Annotated in this window: 15 protein-coding genes; 11 read left to right on the top strand and 4 right to left on the bottom strand. The window is 67.4% G+C overall.

What is annotated here, in order from left to right:
• Positions 1-29: 29 nt before the first annotated feature.
• A complete protein-coding gene (gene dapC / locus CFB39_RS11530) occupies positions 30-1,262 on the bottom strand; it encodes a succinyldiaminopimelate transaminase (protein ID WP_089425695.1) in 1,233 nt (410 codons plus the stop codon).
• 157 nt (positions 1,263-1,419) lie between these two features.
• Between dapC and CFB39_RS11525 the strand changes: the two genes are divergently transcribed.
• The 5 genes from CFB39_RS11525 to def all read left to right on the top strand — a co-directional run bounded on the left by CFB39_RS11525 (position 1,420) and on the right by def (position 10,154).
• Positions 1,420-2,361: a DMT family transporter gene (locus tag CFB39_RS11525; RefSeq protein WP_089473104.1), complete on the top strand. Its 942-nt coding sequence runs from the start codon at positions 1,420-1,422 to the stop codon at positions 2,359-2,361.
• A 139-nt stretch (positions 2,362-2,500) separates the two neighbouring features.
• The gene (gene smc / locus CFB39_RS11520; RefSeq protein ID WP_089473276.1) at positions 2,501-6,013 is read left to right on the top strand and encodes a chromosome segregation protein SMC; all 3,513 of its coding nucleotides are present in this window, start codon (positions 2,501-2,503) and stop codon (positions 6,011-6,013) included.
• Positions 6,014-6,098: 85 nt separating this feature from the next.
• Positions 6,099-7,382, top strand: a complete 1,284-nt coding sequence (locus CFB39_RS11515) for a cell division protein ZipA C-terminal FtsZ-binding domain-containing protein (RefSeq protein ID WP_089473103.1) — start codon at positions 6,099-6,101, stop codon at positions 7,380-7,382.
• 166 nt (positions 7,383-7,548) lie between these two features.
• Complete coding sequence (gene ligA, locus CFB39_RS11510; protein WP_089473102.1) at positions 7,549-9,624, top strand: NAD-dependent DNA ligase LigA; 2,076 nt, start codon at positions 7,549-7,551, stop codon at positions 9,622-9,624.
• On the top strand, positions 9,621-10,154 hold the full coding sequence (gene def / locus CFB39_RS11505; protein ID WP_089473101.1) for a peptide deformylase: 534 nt from the start codon (positions 9,621-9,623) through the stop codon (positions 10,152-10,154). The genes ligA and def overlap by 4 nt, the downstream gene beginning before the upstream one ends.
• Positions 10,155-10,243: 89 nt before the next feature.
• On the opposite strand, the gene CFB39_RS11500 is transcribed toward def, so the two are convergent.
• From CFB39_RS11500 to map, 3 genes are read right to left on the bottom strand one after another with little or no spacing between them, the layout of a single operon-like run.
• Positions 10,244-12,109: a pseudouridine synthase gene (locus CFB39_RS11500; RefSeq protein WP_089473100.1), complete on the bottom strand. Its 1,866-nt coding sequence runs from the start codon at positions 12,107-12,109 to the stop codon at positions 10,244-10,246.
• Between the two features lie 16 nt (positions 12,110-12,125).
• A complete protein-coding gene (locus CFB39_RS11495) occupies positions 12,126-14,702 on the bottom strand; it encodes a [protein-PII] uridylyltransferase (RefSeq protein ID WP_089473099.1) in 2,577 nt (858 codons plus the stop codon).
• Positions 14,703-14,747: 45 nt separating this feature from the next.
• A complete protein-coding gene (gene map / locus CFB39_RS11490) occupies positions 14,748-15,563 on the bottom strand; it encodes a type I methionyl aminopeptidase (RefSeq protein ID WP_089425689.1) in 816 nt (271 codons plus the stop codon).
• Between the two features lie 378 nt (positions 15,564-15,941).
• Between map and rpsB the strand changes: the two genes are divergently transcribed.
• The 6 genes from rpsB to CFB39_RS11455 all read left to right on the top strand — a co-directional run bounded on the left by rpsB (position 15,942) and on the right by CFB39_RS11455 (position 20,902).
• On the top strand, positions 15,942-16,682 hold the full coding sequence (gene rpsB, locus CFB39_RS11480) for a 30S ribosomal protein S2 (protein WP_006752149.1): 741 nt from the start codon (positions 15,942-15,944) through the stop codon (positions 16,680-16,682).
• 162 nt (positions 16,683-16,844) lie between these two features.
• On the top strand, positions 16,845-17,726 hold the full coding sequence (tsf, locus tag CFB39_RS11475) for a translation elongation factor Ts (protein WP_089425944.1): 882 nt from the start codon (positions 16,845-16,847) through the stop codon (positions 17,724-17,726).
• Between the two features lie 163 nt (positions 17,727-17,889).
• A complete protein-coding gene (gene pyrH / locus CFB39_RS11470) occupies positions 17,890-18,603 on the top strand; it encodes a UMP kinase (protein ID WP_011352459.1) in 714 nt (237 codons plus the stop codon).
• A gap of 91 nt (positions 18,604-18,694) precedes the next feature.
• Positions 18,695-19,255: a ribosome recycling factor gene (frr, locus tag CFB39_RS11465; RefSeq protein WP_039342717.1), complete on the top strand. Its 561-nt coding sequence runs from the start codon at positions 18,695-18,697 to the stop codon at positions 19,253-19,255.
• Between the two features lie 49 nt (positions 19,256-19,304).
• Positions 19,305-20,087: a polyprenyl diphosphate synthase gene (gene uppS, locus CFB39_RS11460; protein WP_048248626.1), complete on the top strand. Its 783-nt coding sequence runs from the start codon at positions 19,305-19,307 to the stop codon at positions 20,085-20,087.
• Positions 20,081-20,902 carry a phosphatidate cytidylyltransferase gene (locus CFB39_RS11455; RefSeq protein WP_089473098.1) on the top strand — a complete coding sequence of 274 codons (822 nt, stop codon included), beginning with the start codon at positions 20,081-20,083 and terminating at the stop codon, positions 20,900-20,902. The genes uppS and CFB39_RS11455 overlap by 7 nt, the downstream gene beginning before the upstream one ends.
• Position 20,903 lies beyond the last annotated feature (1 nt).

The following is a 20,903-nucleotide window of genomic DNA, read 5'->3' as shown; positions in this document are numbered from 1 at the left end:
GAGATGGATGGAATTGATCGGATGGACGATTACCGCGCGAGAGAGCGGCAGAAATCGACGATGCGTTGCGCGCCCTCGACGCATTCGGGGGTGCCCGCGACGAGCGCGATCCGGATGAAATCGCGGCCCGGATTCGTGCCGTGCGCATCACGCGCGAGGTACGAGCCGGGCAGAACCGTCACATTATAGTCGGCGTACAGGCGGCGGGCGAACTCGGTGTCCGACAGCCCGGTGCGCGACACGTTGGCCCACAGGTAGAACGCCGCGTCGGGCAGCTTCACGTCGATCACGTCGGCAAGCATCGGCGTGACGGTATTGAACTTCTGCAGGTACAGCGCGCGGTTCTCGCGCACGTGCGCCTCGTCGTTCCACGCGGCGATGCTCGCGTGCTGCCAGACCGGCGACAGCGCCGCGCCGTGGTACGTGCGGTACAGCAGGAATTTCTTCAGCAGCGCCGCGTCGCCGGCGACGAAGCCCGAGCGCATGCCCGGCACGTTCGAGCGCTTCGACAGGCTCGACAGCATCACGAGCCGCTCGAAGCCGCGGCCGAGGCGGTGCGCGGCCTCGAGGCCGCCGAGCGGCGGCGCCGCTTCGTCGAAATAGATTTCCGAATAGCACTCGTCGGACGCGATCACGAAACCGTGGCGGTCGGACAGCGCGAACAGCTCGCGCCAGTCGTCGAGCGTCAGCACGGCGCCCGTCGGGTTGCCCGGCGAGCACACGTACAGCAGTTGCGTGCGCGCCCAGACTGCGTCCGGCACGGACGCGTAGTCGCACGCGAAGTTGCGGGCCGGGTCGCTGTTCGCGAAATAGGGTTCGGCACCGGCCAGCAGCGCCGCGCCCTCGTAAATTTGATAGAAAGGATTCGGACAGAGTACGATCGCCTTCTCGCCCTGTTCGGCCGGGCGGGCGTCGATCACCGTCTGCGCGAGCGAGAACAGCGCCTCGCGCGACCCCGACACGGGCAGCACCTGCGTGGCCGGATCGATGGCCGGCAGCCCGTAGCGGCGCTCGAGCCAGTGCGCGATCGACGTGCGCAACGCGTCCGAGCCGGCGGTGGCCGGGTACGACGCGAGACCGTCGAGCGCGGCCACCACGGCGTCGCGGATCAGCGCCGGGGTCGCATGTTTGGGCTCGCCGATGCCGAAGCTGATCGGTTTGAGGGCGCCGGAGGGCGTCACGTCCTTGAACAGGGCGCGCAGCTTTTCGAAGGGATAGGGCTGGAGCGAGTCGAGTCGAGGGTTCACGGGCGAAGCGGCCATCGCGGCCGGTTGGAGCGAAAGAAGCGGCGGGCGCGCCGCGCGGCTGCGAACGGCGCCGATGGCGCGCGGGTCGCAACGGACGATTATAGCGTGACGGAATGCGGTCACGGCCTGCCGGAACGGCGGCCGGGCCGGTCGAATGAAGGGTATTGAACCAATGAATAACGCGGTACGCGGCAGCCTGCCGACGCTGGCCATCCTGATCGGCGCATCGGTATGGGGCCTGATCTGGTATCCGCTGCGGATCCTGGCGTCGCTCGGTGTGACGGGCACGCTGGCGAGCGCGTTGACGAGCCTCGTTGCCTTCCTGTTCGTGATCGTCGCGCGCCACCGCACGATCGCGACGCTGCGCTGGCACTGGGTGCTGCCCGGCATCGCGGTGACGGCCGGCGTGACGAACCTCGGGTTCGTGTGGGGCACGATCCACGGCGAGGTGCTGCGCGTGATGCTGCTGTTCTACCTGACCCCCGCGTGGACCGCGATCTATGCGCACTTCCTGCTGCGCGAGCGGCTGACCTGGGCCGGCGCGGGGCTCGCGGCGCTATCGATCGGCGGCGCGATGCTGATGCTGTGGTCGCCGACGCTCGGCCTGCCGTTGCCGGCCACCGCGGCCGAATGGGCCGGTCTCGCGGCCGGATTGAGCTTCGCGATGAGCAACGTGCTCGTGATCAAGGCGAGCCGCGAGTTGCCGGAGATGCGCGCCGAGATGCGTACCGCGACGCTGTTCGGCGGCGCGGCGGTGTTCGGCGCGATCGCGTCGCTGTTCGAGGGGATACCGGCTGCGCCGGCGGGCGGCCACCTCGGCACGGCCGCGCTGATCATCGTCGCGATCGGCGTGACGATGGCGTCGAACAACCTGCTCGTGCAATACGGGCTGGCGCGCGTGCCGGCGAACCGTGCGTCGATCATCATGCTGTTCGAGATCGTGATCACCGCGCTGTCGGCCTGGGTGTTCGCGAACGAGCTGCCCAGCGCGCGCGAGTGGGCGGGCGGCGCGTGCATCGTGCTGGCGACGCTGCTGTCGAGCCGGGTCCATCGTGCCGCGCCGGCACCGGACAAACCCGGCGACGGTCGGGACGGCGCACGCGCGATGGTATGATGGAAGCCGTTTGCGGGGCCCAACGCTGTATGCGCGCGGCCCCGCTTTTGAATTCCGGAGCGCATCGCGCGCATGGGCCGTCCGGCCTCGCGCAGTGCGGCTCCGTCCGTTTCACACCTTCTTCACATCCGATACCGCCGTGCGTCTGAGCTCGATCAAACTCGCTGGCTTCAAATCCTTTGTCGATCCCACGCATTTCCAGGTTCCGGGCCAGCTTGTCGGCGTGGTGGGCCCGAACGGGTGCGGCAAGTCCAACATCATCGATGCCGTGCGCTGGGTGCTCGGCGAGTCGCGCGCTTCCGAGCTGCGCGGCGAATCGATGCAGGACGTGATCTTCAACGGCTCGACCGCCCGCAAGCCCGGCAGCCGGGCCAGCGTCGAACTGATCTTCGACAACTCCGACGGCCGCGCGGCCGGCCAGTGGGGCCAGTACGGCGAGATCGCCGTGAAGCGCGTGCTGACGCGCGACGGCACGTCGAGTTACTACATCAACAACCTGCCGGCGCGTCGCCGCGACATCCAGGACATCTTCCTCGGCACCGGCCTCGGGCCGCGTGCGTACGCGATCATCGGGCAGGGCATGATCGCCCGGATCATCGAGGCGAAGCCGGAAGAGCTGCGCGTGTTCCTCGAGGAAGCCGCGGGCGTGTCGAAGTACAAGGAACGCCGCCGCGAGACCGAGAACCGCCTGCACGACACGCGCGAGAACCTGACCCGCGTCGAGGACATCGTCCGCGAACTCGGCGCGAACCTCGAGAAGCTCGAGGCGCAGGCCGTCGTTGCCACCAAGTACAAGGAACTCGTCGCCGACGGCGAGGAGAAGCAGCGCCTGTTGTGGCTGCTGCGCAAGAACGAGGCCGCCGGCGAGCAGCAGAAGCAGCAGCGCGCGATCGAACAGGCGCAGATCGACCTCGAGGCGCAAACGGCGAAGCTGCGCGAGGTCGAAGTGCAGCTCGAGACGCTGCGCGTCGCGCATTACTCCGCAAGCGACGCGATGCAGGGCGCGCAGGGCTCACTCTACGAAGCGAACGCCGAGGTGAGCCGCCTCGAAGCCGAGATCAAGTTCATCGTCGAATCGCGCAACCGCGTGCAGGCGCAGATCGCCGCACTGAATGCGCAGCGCGAGCAATGGCGCGCGCAGGCCGAGAAGGCGCAGGACGAGCTCGAGGAAGCCGAGGAAGCGCGCGCGATGGCCGACGAGAAGGCCGCGCTCGCCGAAGACAACGCCGCCGCGAAGCACGATGCGCTGCCGGCGCTCGAAGCGAAGTTCCGCGATGCGCAGGCGCAGCTCAACGACGAGCGCGCGCGGATCGCGCAGACCGAACAGTCGCTGAAGCTCGAAGCCGCGCACCAGCGCAACGCCGACCAGCAGCTCCAGCAGCTGCAGCAGCGCCATGAGCGCCTGAAGAGCGAAGCGGGCGGGCTCGACGCGCCGGACGAGGCACAGCTCGAGGAGCTGCGCATGCAGCTCGCCGAGCAGGAAGAGATCCTGGCCGAAGCGCAGGCGCGCCTCGCCGACGCGCAGGAAACGGTGCCGCGCCTCGATGGCGAACGCCGTGCCGCGCAGGAGCGCGTGCAGGCCGAAGCCGCGCAGATCCACCAGCTCGAGGCGCGTCTCGCCGCGCTGAAGCAGCTGCAGGAAAATGTTCAGACCGAAGGCAAGGTGCAGCCGTGGCTCGACAAGCACGAGCTCGGCGCGCTGCCGCGTCTGTGGAAGAAGCTGCATGTCGAAGCCGGCTGGGAAGCCGCGCTCGAGGCCGTGCTGCGCGAGCGCCTCGCCGCGCTCGAAGTGTCGAATCTCGACTGGGTGAAGGCTTTTGCCACCGACGCACCGCCCGCGAAGCTCGCGTTCTACGCGCCGCCCGCGGCCGGCGAACCGCCGGCGGCCGTGGCCGGCCTGCGTCCGGTGCTGTCGCTCGTGCGCATCGACGATGCGGGCATCCGCGCGGTGCTGAACGACTGGCTCGGCAACGTGTACGTCGCCGACGACGTCGCGCAGGCGCTTGCGACGCGCACGCAGTTGCCGGCAGGCGGCGCGTTCGTCGTCAAGGCCGGCCATATCGTCACGCGCGTCGGCGTGCAGCTGTATGCGGCCGATTCGGAGCAGGCCGGGATGCTGGCCCGCCAGCAGGAAATCGAAAACCTGACGCGCCAGGTGCGTGCGCAGGCGCTGCTCGCCGACGAGGCGCGCACGGCCGCGGTTCGCGCGGAAGCCGCGCACACGCAGGCCACGCAGGCGCTCGGCGACGTGCGCGCACAGGCCGAGCGTGCGACGCAGCGCGTGCATGCGCTGCAGATGGACGTGCTGAAGCTTGCGCAGGCGCACGAACGTTACACGCAGCGCAGCACGCAGATCCGCGAGGAACTCGAGGAAATCGGCGCGCAGATCGAAGAGCAGCGTGCGATGCGCGCGGAGTCGGAAGCGAATTTCGAGCGTTTCGACGGCGAACTGGCCGAACTGCAGGCGCGCTTCGAGGACAACCAGCTTGCATTCGAAGCGCTCGACGAATCGCTGACGCAGGCGCGTCAGGAAGCGCGTGACCTGGAGCGCGGCGCGAATGACGCGCGGTTCGCCGCACGCAATGCCGTGACGCGGATCGACGAGCTCAAGCGCAGCATCCAGGTTGCACACGAGCAGAGCGAGCGTGTCGCCGCGTCGCTGGAAGACGCACGCGCCGAGCTTGAGACGATCAACGAGCAGACCGCGCACACGGGCCTGCAGGACGCGCTCGAGATTCGGGCGGTGAAGGAAGAGGCGCTGCAGGCCGCGCGGATCGAACTCGACGACCTGACCGCGAAGCTGCGCGCGTCGGACGAGCAGCGCCTCGTCGCCGAGCGCTCGCTGCAGCCGTTGCGCGACCGCATCACCGAATTGCAGTTGAAGGAGCAGGCCGCGCGCCTGTCGGTCGAGCAGTTCGCCGAGCAACTGACGACGGCCGAGGTCGACGAGGAAGCGCTGCGCGAGAAGCTCACGCCGGATCTGAAGCCCTCGTACCTGCAGGGCGAGGTCACGCGCCTGAACAACGCGATCAACGCGCTCGGCCCGGTGAACATGGCCGCGCTCGACGAGCTGAAGGCCGCGAGTGAGCGCAAGGTGTTCCTCGATGCGCAGTCGGCCGACCTGATCGACGCGATCACGACGCTCGAGGACGCGATCCATAAGATCGACCAGGAAACCCGCACGCTGCTGCAGGGCACCTTCGACGAGGTCAACCGTCACTTCAGCGACCTGTTCCCGCGCCTGTTCGGCGGCGGCCAGGCGAAGCTGATCATGACGGGCGATGAAATCCTCGACGCCGGCGTGCAGGTGATGGCGCAGCCGCCGGGCAAGAAGAACGCGACGATCCACCTGCTGTCGGGCGGCGAGAAGGCGCTGACCGCGACCGCACTGGTGTTCGCGATGTTCCAGCTGAACCCGGCGCCATTCTGTCTGCTCGACGAGGTCGACGCGCCGCTCGACGACGCGAACACCGAGCGTTTCGCGAATCTCGTGCGCGCGATGTCCGACAAGACGCAGTTCCTGTTCATCTCGCACAACAAGATCGCGATGGAAATGGCGCAGCAGCTGATCGGCGTGACGATGCAGGAGCAGGGCGTGTCGCGGATCGTTGCGGTGGACATGGAAACCGCCGCGGGTTTTGCCCAGAATTGACGTTTGACGAAACCGGACCGCGTTCGCGCGGCGCATGGGCGCCCGTTCGCGGTTCCGACGAACAAGAATTGCTGATGGAGCGTGCATGGACGAGTTGACACTCGGTTTGATCGGCGCGGGCGCCGTCGTGGTGGGCGGCGTCGTGGTCTACAACGCATGGCAGGGCGCGAAGGTGCGGCGCAGGATGCCGCGCCCGATGCCGGAGGAAGCGGCCGAGGCGATGAGCCGCCCCGAACGCGAGGAAGAATTGCCGTTCATCGAGCCGGTGCGCCAGCCGGTGCGGCGCGAGCCCGCGGCACCGGCCCCGGCGGCCGCCACGGGCGGCACGCCGGCCGAAGTCGCGCGCGTCGAGCCGACGTTCGGTGGCGCGGCACCTGCCGATACGCCGGCCGATCTGCAGGCCGAGGCGACCGGTATCGATGCACCGGCCGAGTCGGTCGAGCCGGTTGCCGGCGAGGCAGCCGCACCGGCTTCCGCGCACGACACGCACGCTGAACCGGCAGAGCCGGCCGAACCCGTGCTGCCGGCCGCCACGACGATCTCGTCGGCTCCGCCGGCGGTCGTCGACCGCCGGATCGACTGCATCGTGCCGATCCGCCTCGGCGGGTCGCTGCCGGGCGACAAGATCCTGCCGGCCGCGCAGCGGCTGCGCCGCGCGGGCAGCAAGCCCGTGCACATCGAAGGCAAGCCGGAAGGCGGCCAGTGGGAGTTGCTGCAGAACGGCGTGCGCTACGAGGAGCTGCGCGCGGCCGCGCAGCTCGCGAACCGCAGCGGTGCGCTGAACGAGCTCGAGTTCTCCGAATTCGTGACGGGCGTCCAGCAGTTCGCCGACGCGATCGACGGCGCGCCGGAATTCCCGGACATGATGGAAACGGTCGCGATGGCGCGCGAGCTCGACGCGTTTGCCGCGCAGTGCGACGCGCAGCTGTCGATCAACGTGATGTCGGACGGCGCGCCGTGGTCGGCGAACTACGTGCAGGCGGTCGCGTCGCAGGACGGGCTGCTGCTGTCGCGCGACGGCACGCGTTTCGTGAAGCTCGACGCGAAGCAGAACCCCGTGTTCATGCTGCAGTTCGGCGACACGAACTTCCTGCGCGACGACCTCACGTACAAGGGCGGCAACATGATCACGCTGGTGCTCGACGTGCCGGTCGCCGAAGAGGACATCCTGCCGTTCCGGCTGATGTGCGACTACGCGAAGTCGCTGTCCGAGCGGATCGGCGCGCGGGTCGTCGACGATTCGCGGCGGCCGCTGCCCGAATCGACGCTGGTCGCGATCGATCAGCAACTGATGAAGCTGTACGCGAAGCTCGAGGAAGCCGGCATCCCGGCCGGTTCGCCGGTCACGCGCCGCCTCTTCAGCCAGTAACGCGCGCCCGGCGGGCGGCGGCTTTCGGTGCCGTCGCCCGTCGCTGCAATGCATCGTGCTTGTGTGCACTGCAGCGGGCCCGCGCGGCTCGCATCGCGTGCCCCCGCTGCGGCGTCAAACTGAGATAATCGGAATTCCGATTTTTCAGAACGACTCTGCCGCCAGCATGGCCCGAACCCAAGCCGAACCGCCAGCCAGCCAGCCCGACGCGCGTGCCGCGTGGCTGCGCGATCAACTCGAGCGGGCGAACTACGCCTACTACGTGCTCGACCAGCCGGATCTGCCCGACGCCGAATACGACCGGCTGTTCCGCGAACTGCAGCAGCTCGAAGCCGACCATCCGGAACTCGTGACGCCCGATTCGCCGACGCAGCGTGTCGGCGGCGAGGCGGCCGGCGGCTTCACGCCGGTCGTCCATGATGCGCCGATGCTGTCGCTGAACAACGGTTTCGCGGACGAGGACATCGTCGCATTCGACAAGCGTGTCGCCGACGCGCTCGACAAGACGACCGATCTCGCCGGCTCGGTGACGGAGCCCGTCGAGTACGCATGCGAACTGAAGTTCGACGGTCTCGCGATTTCGCTGCGCTACGAGCAGGGCGTATTCGTCCAGGCGTCGACGCGCGGCGACGGGACGACAGGCGAGGACGTGACCGAGAACGTGCGCACGATCCGTTCGATTCCGCTGAAGCTGAAGGGCAAGAACGTGCCGGCCGTGCTCGACGTGCGCGGCGAGGTGCTGATGTTCAAGCGCGATTTCGCACGCCTGAACGAACGCCAGCGCGCGGCCGAGCAGCGCGAATTCGCGAACCCGCGCAACGCGGCGGCCGGCAGCCTGCGCCAGCTCGACTCGAAGATCACCGCGCAGCGCCCGCTGTCGTTCTTCGCGTACGGGATCGGCGTGCTCGACGGGATGCCGATGCCCGATACGCACAGCGCGCTGCTCGACTGGTACGAGTCGCTCGGCCTGCCCGTGAACCGCGAGCGCGCGGTCGTGCACGGCGCCGAAGGCTTGCTCGACTTCTTCCGCAAGGTCGGCGAGAAGCGCGAGTCGCTGCCGTACGACATCGACGGCGTCGTCTACAAGGTCAACCGGCGCGACGAACAGGAGCGCCTCGGCTTCGTGTCGCGCGCGCCGCGCTTCGCGCTCGCGCACAAGTTCCCCGCACAGGAAGCGCTGACCAGGCTCGTCGCGATCGACGTGCAGGTCGGCCGCACCGGCGCGATCACGCCGGTTGCGCGCCTCGAGCCCGTATTCGTCGGCGGCGCGACCGTGACGAACGCGACGTTGCACAACGAGGACGAGGTGCGCCGCAAGGACATCCGGATCGGCGATACCGTGATCGTGCGCCGCGCGGGCGACGTGATCCCCGAGGTGGTCGGCGCGCTGCTCGACCGGCGCCCGGCCGATGCGGCCGAGTTCGTGATGCCGACCGAATGCCCGGTGTGCGGCTCGAAGATCGAGCGCTTGCCGGACGAGGCGATCGCGCGCTGCACGGGCGGCCTGTTCTGCCCGGCGCAGCGCAAGCAGGCGCTGTGGCATTTCGCGCAGCGCCGCGCGCTCGACATCGACGGGCTCGGCGAGAAGATCATCGACCAGCTCGTCGAGCTGAATCTCGTGCGCACGCCGGCCGACCTGTTCAATCTCGGCTTTGCGACGCTCGCCGAGCTCGACCGGTTCGCCGAGAAGTCGGCACAGAACCTGCTCGACTCGCTCGAGAAGGCGAAGCATACGACGCTCGCGCGCTTCATCTACGGGCTTGGCATCCGCCACGTGGGCGAATCGACCGCGAAGGATCTCGCCAAGCATTTCGGCTCGCTGACCCCGATCATGGACGCGTCGATCGAAGAACTGCTCGAAGTCAACGACGTCGGGCCGATCGTCGCCGAGTCGCTCCATCAGTTCTTCGCGGAAGAGCACAACCGGACCGTGATCGAGCAGTTGCGCGCGCCGGGCAAGGTGACGTGGCCGGAAGGGCCGCCCGCGCCGAAGGCGCCGCAGGGCGTGCTGGCCGGCAAGACGGTCGTGCTGACGGGCACGCTGCCGACGCTCACGCGCGATGCCGCGAAGGAAATGCTCGAAGCGGCGGGCGCGAAAGTGGCCGGTTCGGTGTCGAAGAAGACGGATTACGTGGTCGCGGGCGCCGAAGCCGGCAGCAAGCTCGCGAAGGCCGAGGAACTCGGCATCCCCGTGCTGGACGAAGACGGCCTGCACCAACTCCTGGAGGGTAATACGCCATGATTCGCGAGATCCTGAAGATGGGCGATCCGCGCCTGCTCGAAGTCGCCAAGCCGGTCGAGCGGTTCGATACACCCGAACTGCACGAGATCGTCGCGGACATGTTCGAGACGATGCACCACGCGAACGGCGCCGGCCTGGCCGCGCCGCAGATCGGCATCGGGCTGCAGATCATCATCTTCGGCTTCGGCAACAACAACCGCTACCCGGACGCGCCGCCGGTGCCCGAGACCGTGCTGATCAACCCGAAGATCGAGTACATGCCGCCGGACATGGAAGAGGGCTGGGAAGGCTGCCTGTCGGTGCCGGGCATGCGCGGCGTCGTCAGCCGCTACGCGAAAGTGCGCTACAGCGGCTTCGACCAGTACGGCGAGAAGATCGACCGCGTGGCCGACGGCTTTCACGCACGCGTCGTCCAGCACGAATACGATCACCTGATCGGCAAGCTGTATCCGATGCGGATCACCGACTTCACGCGCTTCGGCTTCACGGAAGTGCTGTTCCCGGGGCTCGATCCGGCTTCCGACGATTGATTGGCCGGCGTTGCCGGCTTCTCGCAGACAAGAAAAAGCCCGCTTGCGCGGGCTTTTTCGTTGCGTCGCGCACGTGTATGCGCCCGCGATCAGAACGTCTCGTCGGCCGACAGATAGCGCCATTGACCCTGCGGCAGGGCGCCGAGCATCACGCGGCCCATCCGGACGCGCTTCAGGCCGATCACGTCGAGGCCCACCAGCTCGCACATGCGACGGATCTGGCGCTTCTTGCCTTCGCGCAACACGAAGCGCAACTGCTCGCCGTTCTGCCAGCTCACCATCGCGGGCTTCAGCGCGACGCCGTCGAGCTCGAGGCCGTGGCGCAGCTTCGCGAGCGATTCCGCGGGGAAGTGCTGATCGATGTCGATGAGCCGTTCGCCGAAGCGCACGCGCACCAGGTACTCCTTGTCGATGTCCGACTGCTCGCCGATCAGCTGCTTCGCGATCACGCCGTTCTGCGTCAGCACGAGCAGGCCGGTCGAATCGATGTCCAGGCGGCCGGCCGGTGCGAGGGCGTGCAGATGCTGCGGCGAGAAGCGCACCGGCGAATGGTCGCCGCTCCAGCGGTTCGCGCGCGTGATCAGCACGGCCGCGGGTTCGTAGCCGTCTTCCGCCTGGCCCGACACGTAGCCGACCGGCTTGTGCAGCAGGATCGTCACTTGCGCGGCCTGCGCGGCGCTCGCGCGTTCGTCGATCTCGATCTTCTGGTCCGCGCGGACCTTGGTGCCGAGCGTGTCGATGCGTTCGCCGTCGACGAGCACCCAGCCCTTTTCGATCCATTCGTCGGCTTCGCGGCGCGAGCACATGCCGAGCTCGGACATCCGTTTCGACAGGCGCATCAGGCCCGATTCGTCACCGTAGTCGACGTCGGCGGCGGCGCGCTTGACCGGTTGCGCGGTCTTGACCGCACCGAACGAGCGACGCTCGCCGTCGCGTGCGGGGCGGGCCGGGCGGTCGCCGAAGCTGCGCTTCGCACCTTCGCCGGCAGGCTTGTCGCGATACGACGGGCGCTTGCCGTCGTCAGCGCCTGCGCGGCGCGGGCGGGCATCGTCATCACGGCGCGGCGGGCGATCGGACGACGTGCGGCGGTCGCCAAAGCTGCGCTTCGCGCCTTCGCCGGCTGCCTTGTCGCGATAAGGTGCGCGTGCGCTGCCTTCACTGGAACCTGCGCGACGCGGACGTGCATCGTCATCACGGCGCGGCGGGCGATCGGACGACGTGCGGCGGTCGCCGAAGCTGCGCTTCGCACCTTCGCCGGATGCGTTGTCGCGATACGACGGGCGCTTGCCGTCTTCGGCGCCTGCGCGGCGCGGGCGGGCATCGTCATCACGGCGGGGCGGGCGATCGGACGACGTGCGACGGTCGCCGAAGCTGCGCTTCGCGCCTTCACCGCCTGCGTTGTCGCGATACGGCGCGCGTGCGCCGCCTTCGCCACCCGCGCGACGCGGCCGTGCGTCGTCATCGCGGCGAGGCGGACGATCCGACGACGTGCGGCGGTCGCCGAAGCTACGTTTTGCACCTTCACCGCCTGCGTTGTCGCGATACGGCGCGCGTGCGCCGCCTTCGCCACCCGCGCGACGCGGCCGTGCGTCGTCATCGCGGCGCGGCGGACGGTCCGACGACGTGCGGCGGTCGCCGAAGCTGCGCTTCGCGCCTTCCCCGGCCGCGTTGTCGCGATAAGGGGCGCGCGTGCCGCGTTCCGCACCGCCGTCACGCGGTGCACGCTTGGCCGATGCGCGATCGTCGCCGGGGCGCTCGGCGCCCGCGGCAGCGCGCGGCTTGAACGTGCGTTCGCCGGCGCCGGCCGGGGGCGCCTTCTTCGGGCGGGCCGGCTTGTCCCCGGCGGGAGGCGTGGCGGGACGCACCGCCTTGCGGGCGACGAGGCTGCCGGAGCGGACAGGGGCGCGGGTCGGCGACGCCGGCTTCGGATTCTTGACGGTTAATTTGGTGCGCATAAACGCTGGAATTCATTCAGACTGCGATCGCACGCAGCAATTCGGTTTCGAGCTGGATCTGCAGGCGGTTGTCGGACAGGCCGGCACCCGCGAGCAGGAAAATGTCCTCGACGCGTTCGCCGAGCGTATTGATCCGCGCCGCGTGGACGCCGATCCGATGCTCGGCGAGTACGCGCGCGATCGAATAGAGAAGGCCCGGCCGGTCGTTGGCCGACACGGACAGGATGTAGTACTGGCCGCGCTCGTCGGCCCGCAGGTCGACGCGCGGCGTGATCGGAAACGTCCGGGACAGCCTCGACAGGCGGCCCTTGGACGGCTCCGGCAGCGGTGCGGTTTCGGCGAGCCGCGACGCGAGTTGCTGCTCGACGAGATTCGCGATGTCGCGATACCGCACGTCACTTTCGGTCTGCGTGACGATGAAGTTGTCGAGCGCATAGCCGTGCCGCGTCGTGCTGACCCGTGCGTCGAGCACCGACAGCCCGTTGCGGTCGAAATACGCGCAGATGCCCGCGAACAGGTCGGGACGATCCTTGACGTACACGAGCACCTGCAGCGCGTCGCCGATCGGCGACGGCCGCGCGCGGACGATCGCGGTTTCGGCATTCACGTGCCGGTACAGCACGCGTGTCTGCCACGCGATGTCGGCCGCGTCGTGACGCAGGAAGAAGCCGACATCGAGCTGGTCCCACAGCGCGCGATGCGCGTCGTCGGGCACGGTTTCGAGACGCAGCAGCGCGAGCGCCTGCTCCTGCCGCGACTTCAGCTCCGAATGCGCGTCGGGATTGGCCCCGCCGAGCACCGCGAGCGTGATGCGGTACAAGTCCTCGAGCAGCTTGCCCTTCCACGTGTTCCATACCTTCGGGCTCGTGCCGCGGATATCGGCGACGGTCAGCAGGTACAGCGCGGTGAGGTAGCGCTCGTTGCCGACGACTTCGGCGAAGCGCTTGATGACTTCCGGGTCGCTCGTGTCCTGCTTTTGCGCGACCTGGCTCATCGTCAGGTGATGCTGGACGAGCCACACGATCAGCGCCGCATCGTCGCCGGCGATGCCGTGCTCGCGGCAGAAGCGCCGCGCATCGGCCATCCCGAGCGTCGAGTGATCGCCGCCGCGGCCCTTCGCGATGTCGTGGAACAGTGCCGCGACGTACAGCACCCACGGGCGCTCGAAGTTGCCGATCAGCTGGCTGCAGAACGGATATTCGTGCGCGTGCTCGGCCACCGCGAAGCGGCGGATGTTGCGCAACACCATCAGGATGTGCTGGTCGACCGTGTACACGTGGTACAGGTCGTGCTGCATCTGGCCGACGATGCGGCGGAAGTTCAGCAGGTAGCGGCCGAGCACGCTCGTCTGGTTCATCAGCCGGAACGCGTGCGTGATCCCTTCGGGTTGCTGAAGGATCCGCATGAACGTGTCGCGGTTCTGCGGATCGCGGCGCCACGTGTTGTTCATGATCTCGCGCGAGTTGTACAGCGCGCGCAACGTACGGGCGGACAGGCCCTTCACGCCACGGGTCGTCTCGTACAGCAGGAACGCTTCGAGGATCGCGTCGGGGTGGCGTTCGAACACGCCGTCGTCGACGATCTCGAGCATGCCCTGCTTCTCGACGAAGCGGTCGGGCGACAGCACGCGCGTGATGCCGCTCGTCGCGGGGAAGAGCTGCGCCTCGATGTTCTGGATCAGGATCGTCGCGAGCTGCGTGACGGCTTTCGCGGCCCAGTAGTAGCGGCGCATCAGCTGTTCGCTCGCGCGCTTGGCCTGCGTCGCCTGATAGCCGAAGCTCTCGGCGGCCTGCGTCTGCAGGTCGAACACGAGCATGTCCTGGCGGCGGCCGGCGATCACGTGCAGCCGCGCGCGCAGCGTCTTCAGGAAACCTTCGTTGCGGCGCAGCTCGCGCGCCTCGCGATCGGTGATGAGACCACGCGTGTCGAGCTCGCGCCAGCTGCTGCCGAAACCGGCCGCGCGCGCGATCCACAGGATCGTCTGCAGGTCGCGCAACCCGCCGGGGCTTTCCTTCACGTTCGGCTCGAGGCTGTACGGCGTGTCCTGGAACTTCGCGTGGCGCTGGCGCATCTCGAGCACCTTCGCGGTGAAGAACGCGCGGGCGTCGAGCGCCTCGTGGTACCGCACCGTGAAGCGTTCGAACAGCGCGGTGCTGCCGACGATGCGGCGTGCTTCCAGCAGCGAGGTCTGCACCGTGACGTCCTGCGACGCCTCCTCGATGCACTGCGCGACCGTGCGCACGCTGCTGCCGATCTCGAGGCCGAGATCCCACGCCATGCCGATGAAGCGCTCGATGCGTGCATCGAGCGCCGGGTCGTGCGCATCGGGCAGCAGCACGAGGATGTCGACGTCGGAATAGGGCGCGAGCTCGCCGCGCCCGTAGCCGCCGACGGCGACGAGCGCGAGCGTCGCGGGCAGCCCGCAGTCGTCCCACACGCGCTTCAGCGCCTCGTCGGTGAGTTTCGACAGCGCGTGCATCAGCGACGCGACGTTCGCCGCGCGGCGAAAGCGCTCGAGCATCTCCGCCTTGGCGGCCTTGAATTCGGCGCGCCGCGACAGCGCTTCGGGCGAGGGGGCAGCGTGAGCGCTCATGGGCGGCCGTTCAGGTGCGGGTGGGGCGGGCTGGCGCGGCGGCGCTCAGACGGCGGCGGCCGGTTGTGAGAACACCGGGCGCGCCGGCGTGCCGGCCGATACGGTCAGCACCTCGTAGCCGGTTTCGGTGACGAGCACCGTGTGCTCCCACTGCGCCGACAGGCTGCGGTCGCGCGTCTTGACCGTCCACTGGTCGGGCATCGTGCGGATGTCGCGCTTGCCGGCGTTGATCATCGGCTCGATCGTGAAGATCATCCCGGCCTTCAGTTCGATGCCGGTGCCCGGGCGGCCATAGTGGACGACCTGCGGATCTTCGTGGAACACCGTGCCGATGCCGTGGCCGCAGTATTCGCGCACGACGCTGTAGCCCTGCGCTTCCGCGTGCTTCTGGATCGCGTAGCCGATGTCGCCGAGGTGCGCGCCGGGCTTGACCTGGTCGATGCCGAGCCACATGCATTCGTAGGTGGTCTGCACGAGGCGCTTCGCGAGGATCGAACCCTCGCCGACGATGAACATGCGGCTCGTGTCGCCGAAGTAGCCGTTCTTGATCACGGTGATGTCGATGTTCAGCGCATCGCCGTTCTTGATCACCTTCTCGCCGGGAATGCCGTGGCAGATCACGTCGTTGACCGAAATGCAGGTGGCCTTCGGGTACGGCGGGTAGCCGGGCGGCTGGTAGTTCAGCGGCGCCGGGATCGTGCCCTGTTCGTTGAGCATGAACTCGTGGCAGAGGCGGTCGAGTTCGGCGGTCGTGACGCCCGCGACGACGTGCGGCGTGATGAAGTCGAGCACTTCGCTCGCGAGACGGCAGGCGACGCGCATCTCGGCGATATCGTGTTCGTTTTTGAGCGTAATAGCCATCGAGGTATGCCTGGAATGCGGTGAATTGACGGATTATCGCACCTTCTGGCAGGCCTCGCAGCCCCTGCCGGCGGTGCGGATGCGGGTTTTCGCGGATTGTCCGGCCGGCTGCCGCGCGGCAAGCGAAAGTGGTGAGCGACTTGAGAGCGGACAAATCGGCGTGCTATACTCTTTGGCTAAGTCGATATCCAATTGCCGAGCTTGCCCCATGTTGGGGCGGCATCGCGGATGGAAGGCTTACGGCACGGGCGTTTGCACGTGTCGAATCGCAAGCCGGCGCAACCAGGGTGCCGGCCGCGCGGAATTCGTGCCCTTCGGGGCGGGATCGCGCGGCGGTACGGCGGCCGGCTTAAGACCCAACCCTCGTGGAGAATTTACATGGCAGTTACGATGCGCCAAATGCTGGAAGCGGGTGTCCACTTCGGTCACCAGACGCGCTTCTGGAACCCGAAGATGGCTCCGTTCATTTTCGGTCACCGCAACAAGATTCACATCATCAACCTCGAAAAGACGCTGCCGATGTTCACGGACGCACAGAAGTACGTGCGCCAGCTGGCAGCGAACCGCGGCACGATCCTGTTCGTCGGCACGAAGCGTCAATCGCGTGACACGATCGCCCAGGAAGCGCAGCGCGCAGGCATGCCGTTCGTCAATGCACGCTGGCTCGGCGGCATGATGACCAACTTCAAGACGCTGAAGGTATCGATCAAGCGCCTGAAGGACATGGAAGCGGCAGTCGAGGCAGGCGAGCTCGAAAAGATGAGCAAGAAGGAAGCGCTGCTGTTCGAACGCGAAATCGCCAAGCTGCAAAAGTCGATCGGCGGCGTGAAGGACATGGGCGGCATTCCGGACGCGATCTTCGTCGTCGACGTCGGCTACCACAAGATTGCTGTCACCGAAGCGAACAAGCTGGGCGTGCCGGTCATCGCCGTGGTCGATACGAACCACTCGCCGGAAGGTGTGGATTACGTGATCCCGGGTAACGACGACTCGAGCAAGGCAGTCGCGCTGTACGCTGAAGGCGTGGCCGACGCGATCCTCGAAGGCCGTGCGAACGCGGTCAACGAAGTGGTCCAGGCCGCACGCGGCGACGACGAGTACGTCGAGGAAAACGCGTAACTGGCCCCGAGCCGGCGCAAAAAGGGGGCTCTCAACAGGCCCCCTTTTTTTAAGCTTGTGCGCCGGACCTGATCGCGCCTGATTGGTGCGGGTCCGGAAACGAATCTCGGCCGTTCGCGTCCAAGCGGGCGGCGTTGTGAATACAGACTCAAGGAGCGAATGATGGCGGCAATTACCGCAAGCATGGTGGCAGAACTGCGCGCAAAGACCGACGCACCGATGATGGAGTGCAAGAAGGCGCTGACGGAAGCCGACGGCGATCTGGCCAAGGCTGAAGAGCTGCTGCGCGTCAAGCTCGGCAACAAGGCGAGCAAGGCGGCATCGCGCGTGACGGCAGAAGGCGTCGTCGCCTCGTTCGTCGGCGGCAACGCAGGCTCGCTGGTCGAACTGAACTGCGAAACCGACTTCGTCGCGAAGAACGACGACTTCCTCGCATTCTCGAAGACGGTTGCAGAACTCGTCGCGACGCAAAACCCGGCCGACGTGGCTGCGCTGTCGGCGCTGCCGCTCGAAGGCTCGACGGTCGACGCAGTGCGCCTGGCGCTGGTCGGCAAGATCGGCGAGAACGTCTCGATCCGCCGTTTCGTCCGTTTCGAAACCGCGAACAAGATCGCAACGTACCTGCACGGCGCGCGTATCGGCGTGATCGTCGAGTACACGGGCGCGGACGAGCAGGTCGGCAAGGACGTCGCGATGCACATCGCGGCAATGAAGCCGGTCGCGCTGTCGTCGGCTGACGTGCCGGCGGAACTGATCGAGACGGAACGCCGCGTGGCCGAGCAGAAGGCTGCGGAATCGGGCAAGCCGGCTGAAATCGTCGCGAAGATGGTCGACGGTAGCGTCCAGAAGTACCTGAAGGAAGTGTCGCTGCTGAACCAGACGTTCGTGAAGAACGACAAGCAGACGATCGAGCAGATGCTGAAGGCAGCAGATGCCGCAGTGCAGAAGTTCGCACTGTTCGTCGTCGGCGAAGGCATCGAGAAGCGCCAGGACGACTTCGCCGCCGAAGTGGCCGCGCAAGTCGCAGCAGCAAAGCAGCAGTAAGCCGTCAGCAGTCAGGCAGTATCCGCGGCGGGCGTCCGCTCCGCCGCGGTCGGCGCCGCCGCCGGCCGGCCGGGAAACCCGGTCCGACCGTCGGCGCTTGCCCGAATCAGTATTTCGCCCCTACAGTTCGTGGTTGTCATCCTCTCGTCGCTCGGAAGCCCCTATGTCCAATGCCTATAAACGCGTCCTCCTCAAACTCTCCGGCGAAGCGCTGATGGGCGACGATGCCTTCGGCATCAATCGCGCGACGATCGAACGGATGGTGGCCGATATCGCCGAAGTCGTGCGTCTCGGTACGCAGCTCGCGGTCGTGATCGGTGGCGGTAATATTTTCCGCGGTGTCGCGGGTGGCGCGGCCGGCATGGATCGCGCGACGGCAGACTACATGGGGATGCTCGCGACGATGATGAACGCGCTGGCGCTGCAGGACGCGATGCGCCACGCCGGCATCGAGGCGCGTGTGCAGTCCGCGCTGCGGATGGACCAGGTCGTCGAGCCGTACATCCGGCCCCGTGCGATCCGCCAGCTCGAGGAAGGCCGCGTCGTGATCTTCGCGGCCGGTACGGGCAACCCGTTCTTCACGACGGACACGGCCGCCGCGCTGCGTGGTTCGGAAGTGGGCGCCGAGGTCGTATTGAAGGCGACCAAGGTCGATGGCGTATATTCTGCCGATCCGAAGAAGGATCCGTCGGCCACGCGTTACACGACGATCACTTTCGACGAGGCGATCAGCCGCAACCTGCAGGTGATGGACGCGACGGCCTTTGCGCTGTGCCGCGACCAGAAGCTGCCGATTCGCGTGTTTTCGATCAACAAGCCGGGCGCGCTCAAGCGCATCGTGCTGGGCGAGGACGAAGGTACGCTCGTCCACGTGTAAACTCCCGCGGATGCGGGTCATCGGCCGCGGCGCACCCGATGCGCCGGGCGGGGCCCGTGTTCTTTGAAGGTTAGAAGGTTCGGAGGTTGAAATGAGTGTCGCTGATACCAAGAAGGGCGTCGAGCAAAAGATGCAGCGCTCGATCGAAGCGTTCAAGAACGATCTGGCAAAGATCCGTACGGGCCGTGCACACACCGGTCTGCTCGATCACGTGCAGGTCGACTACTACGGCTCGATGGTGCCGATCTCGCAGGTCGCCAACCTGACGCTCGTCGATGCGCGCACGATCGGCGTGCAGCCGTGGGAAAAGAACATGGTCGCGAAGGTCGAGAAGGCCATTCGCGAAGCCGACCTGGGCCTGAACCCGGCCACCGCCGGCGACCTGATCCGCGTGCCGATGCCCGCGCTGACGGAAGAGCGCCGCCGCGAGCTGACCAAGGTCGTCAAGAGCGAAGGCGAAACGGCCAAGGTCGCGATCCGCAACCTGCGCCGCGACGCGAACGAAGCGCTCAAGAAGCTCGTGAAGGACAAGGAAATCTCGGAAGACGACGAGCGCCGTGCGAGCGACGACGTGCAGAAGCTGACCGACAAGCACGTGGCCGAAATCGACAAGCTCGTGCAGAGCAAGGAAGCCGAGATCATGACGGTCTGACGACCGTCCTCGCGCGCCGCCTTCTTCCCGCATTACTGTCTCAACGGCCATGACCTATACCAGCTCTACCGTTCGCGTGCCTGACGTCGGCGTCGTGCCGCGTCACATCGCGATCATCATGGACGGCAACGGCCGTTGGGCGACCGAACGCCGCTTGCCGCGCGTCGCGGGGCACACCCGCGGCGTCGATGCCGTGCGGGCGGTGGTCGAAGGCTGCGCGCGCGCCGGCGTCGAATACCTGACGCTGTTCGCGTTCAGTTCGGAGAACTGGCGCCGTCCGAACGACGAAGTGTCGTTCCTGATGCGCCTCTTCATCACCGCGCTCGAGCGCGAGGTCGGCAAGCTTCACGCGAACGGGATCCGCCTGCGTGTCGTCGGCGATCTCGACCGCTTCGAGCCGCGCATCCGCGAGCTGATTCGCCGCGCCGAAACCAAGACGGCGCGCAATACCCGTCTTACGCTCACCATCGCGGCCAACTACGGCGGCCGATGGGACATCCTGCAGGCGACGAAGAAGCTCGTCGAGCAGGCCGTGCGCGAGGGTCGCGAGGTCGAAGTGACCGAGGACGCGTTCGCGCCGCACCTGGCGATGGCCTATGCGCCGGAGCCCGATCTCTTCATCCGTACCGGTGGCGAGCAGCGCGTCAGCAACTTCCTGCTGTGGCAACTCGCGTACGCCGAATTCTATTTCACCGACAAATACTGGCCGGATTTCGACGGCGCGGCGCTGGCCGACGCCATCGCGTCGTATACGGAGCGCGAACGCCGTTTCGGCCGCACGAGCGCACAGCTCGAACCGCAATCGCAGAACGCCGACTCCCTTTCATGCTGAAAACCCGTGTGATCACGGCGATCGTGATGCTGGCGGTCCTGCTGCCGGTGACGCTGTTCGCGCCGCTCACCGCGTTCGGCGCGCTGATCGGCGTCGTGCTCGTGTTTGCCGCGTGGGAATGGGCGCGCCTGCTCAAGCTCGGCGGCGCCGGCCCGGTCGTCTATGCAGTCGTCGCGGCGCTGGCGCTCGCGGCAACGGCGCCGCTCGGCGTCGATGCGGCTTCGTCCCGTCCCCTTTTCATGGCAGCCGGCGTGTTCTGGCTGCTGGTCGGCCCGTTCACGCTGCGGCGCAAGCCCGAGCTCGCGGGCGGCGTTTGGCGGCCGTTCCTGCTCGCGGCCGGCCTCGTGGTCTTCGCGGCCTGCTGGCATGCGCTCGTCGCGGCGCGTGCGCAGGGCGTGCCGTTCGTGCTGTCGCTGCTTCTGGTCGTCTGGCTCGCCGATATCGGCGCATACTTCGCGGGCAAGGCCTTCGGAAAGCGTAAACTGGCCATCACGATCAGCCCCGGCAAGAGCTGGGAGGGCGCGATCGGCGGCTGGCTCGCCGTGATGGTCGTCGCTGGTGTCGCGATGGCCGTGCATGCGTTCGAGCCGACCCTGTTTTCCGCGTTCGCCGTGCGCTACGGGATGCCCGGCGCGTGGGCCGCACTGACGCTGCTGGTCGCGTACAGCGTGATCGGCGACCTGTTCGAGTCGTTGCTGAAGCGGCAGGCGGGCGTGAAGGATTCGAGCGGACTGCTGCCAGGCCATGGCGGCGTGCTCGATCGTGTCGACGCGCTGCTGCCGGTGCTGCCGCTCGCGATGCTGCTGCTTGGTTAAA

This window comes from Burkholderia sp. AU6039, assembly GCF_002223365.1.
Lineage (GTDB): Bacteria > Pseudomonadota > Gammaproteobacteria > Burkholderiales > Burkholderiaceae > Burkholderia.
Note: the sequence above shows the minus strand (reverse complement) of the source record. Positions and strands in the feature narration are given on the sequence as shown.

What these genes read in the sequence shown, in the direction of transcription:
- def (WP_089473101.1), top strand. Translation starts at nt 9,621, where the DNA reads ATGATTCGCGAGATCCTGAAGATGGGCGATCCGCGCCTGCTCGAAGTC.
- dapC (WP_089425695.1), bottom strand. Translation starts at nt 1,262, where the DNA reads ATGGCCGCTTCGCCCGTGAACCCTCGACTCGACTCGCTCCAGCCCTAT.
- CFB39_RS11500 (WP_089473100.1), bottom strand. Translation starts at nt 12,109, where the DNA reads ATGCGCACCAAATTAACCGTCAAGAATCCGAAGCCGGCGTCGCCGACC.
- rpsB (WP_006752149.1), top strand. Translation starts at nt 15,942, where the DNA reads ATGGCAGTTACGATGCGCCAAATGCTGGAAGCGGGTGTCCACTTCGGT.
- pyrH (WP_011352459.1), top strand. Translation starts at nt 17,890, where the DNA reads ATGTCCAATGCCTATAAACGCGTCCTCCTCAAACTCTCCGGCGAAGCG.
- uppS (WP_048248626.1), top strand. Translation starts at nt 19,305, where the DNA reads ATGACCTATACCAGCTCTACCGTTCGCGTGCCTGACGTCGGCGTCGTG.
- CFB39_RS11455 (WP_089473098.1), top strand. Translation starts at nt 20,081, where the DNA reads ATGCTGAAAACCCGTGTGATCACGGCGATCGTGATGCTGGCGGTCCTG.
- map (WP_089425689.1), bottom strand. Translation starts at nt 15,563, where the DNA reads ATGGCTATTACGCTCAAAAACGAACACGATATCGCCGAGATGCGCGTC.
- tsf (WP_089425944.1), top strand. Translation starts at nt 16,845, where the DNA reads ATGGCGGCAATTACCGCAAGCATGGTGGCAGAACTGCGCGCAAAGACC.
- frr (WP_039342717.1), top strand. Translation starts at nt 18,695, where the DNA reads ATGAGTGTCGCTGATACCAAGAAGGGCGTCGAGCAAAAGATGCAGCGC.
- ligA (WP_089473102.1), top strand. Translation starts at nt 7,549, where the DNA reads ATGGCCCGAACCCAAGCCGAACCGCCAGCCAGCCAGCCCGACGCGCGT.
- CFB39_RS11515 (WP_089473103.1), top strand. Translation starts at nt 6,099, where the DNA reads ATGGACGAGTTGACACTCGGTTTGATCGGCGCGGGCGCCGTCGTGGTG.
- CFB39_RS11525 (WP_089473104.1), top strand. Translation starts at nt 1,420, where the DNA reads ATGAATAACGCGGTACGCGGCAGCCTGCCGACGCTGGCCATCCTGATC.
- CFB39_RS11495 (WP_089473099.1), bottom strand. Translation starts at nt 14,702, where the DNA reads ATGAGCGCTCACGCTGCCCCCTCGCCCGAAGCGCTGTCGCGGCGCGCC.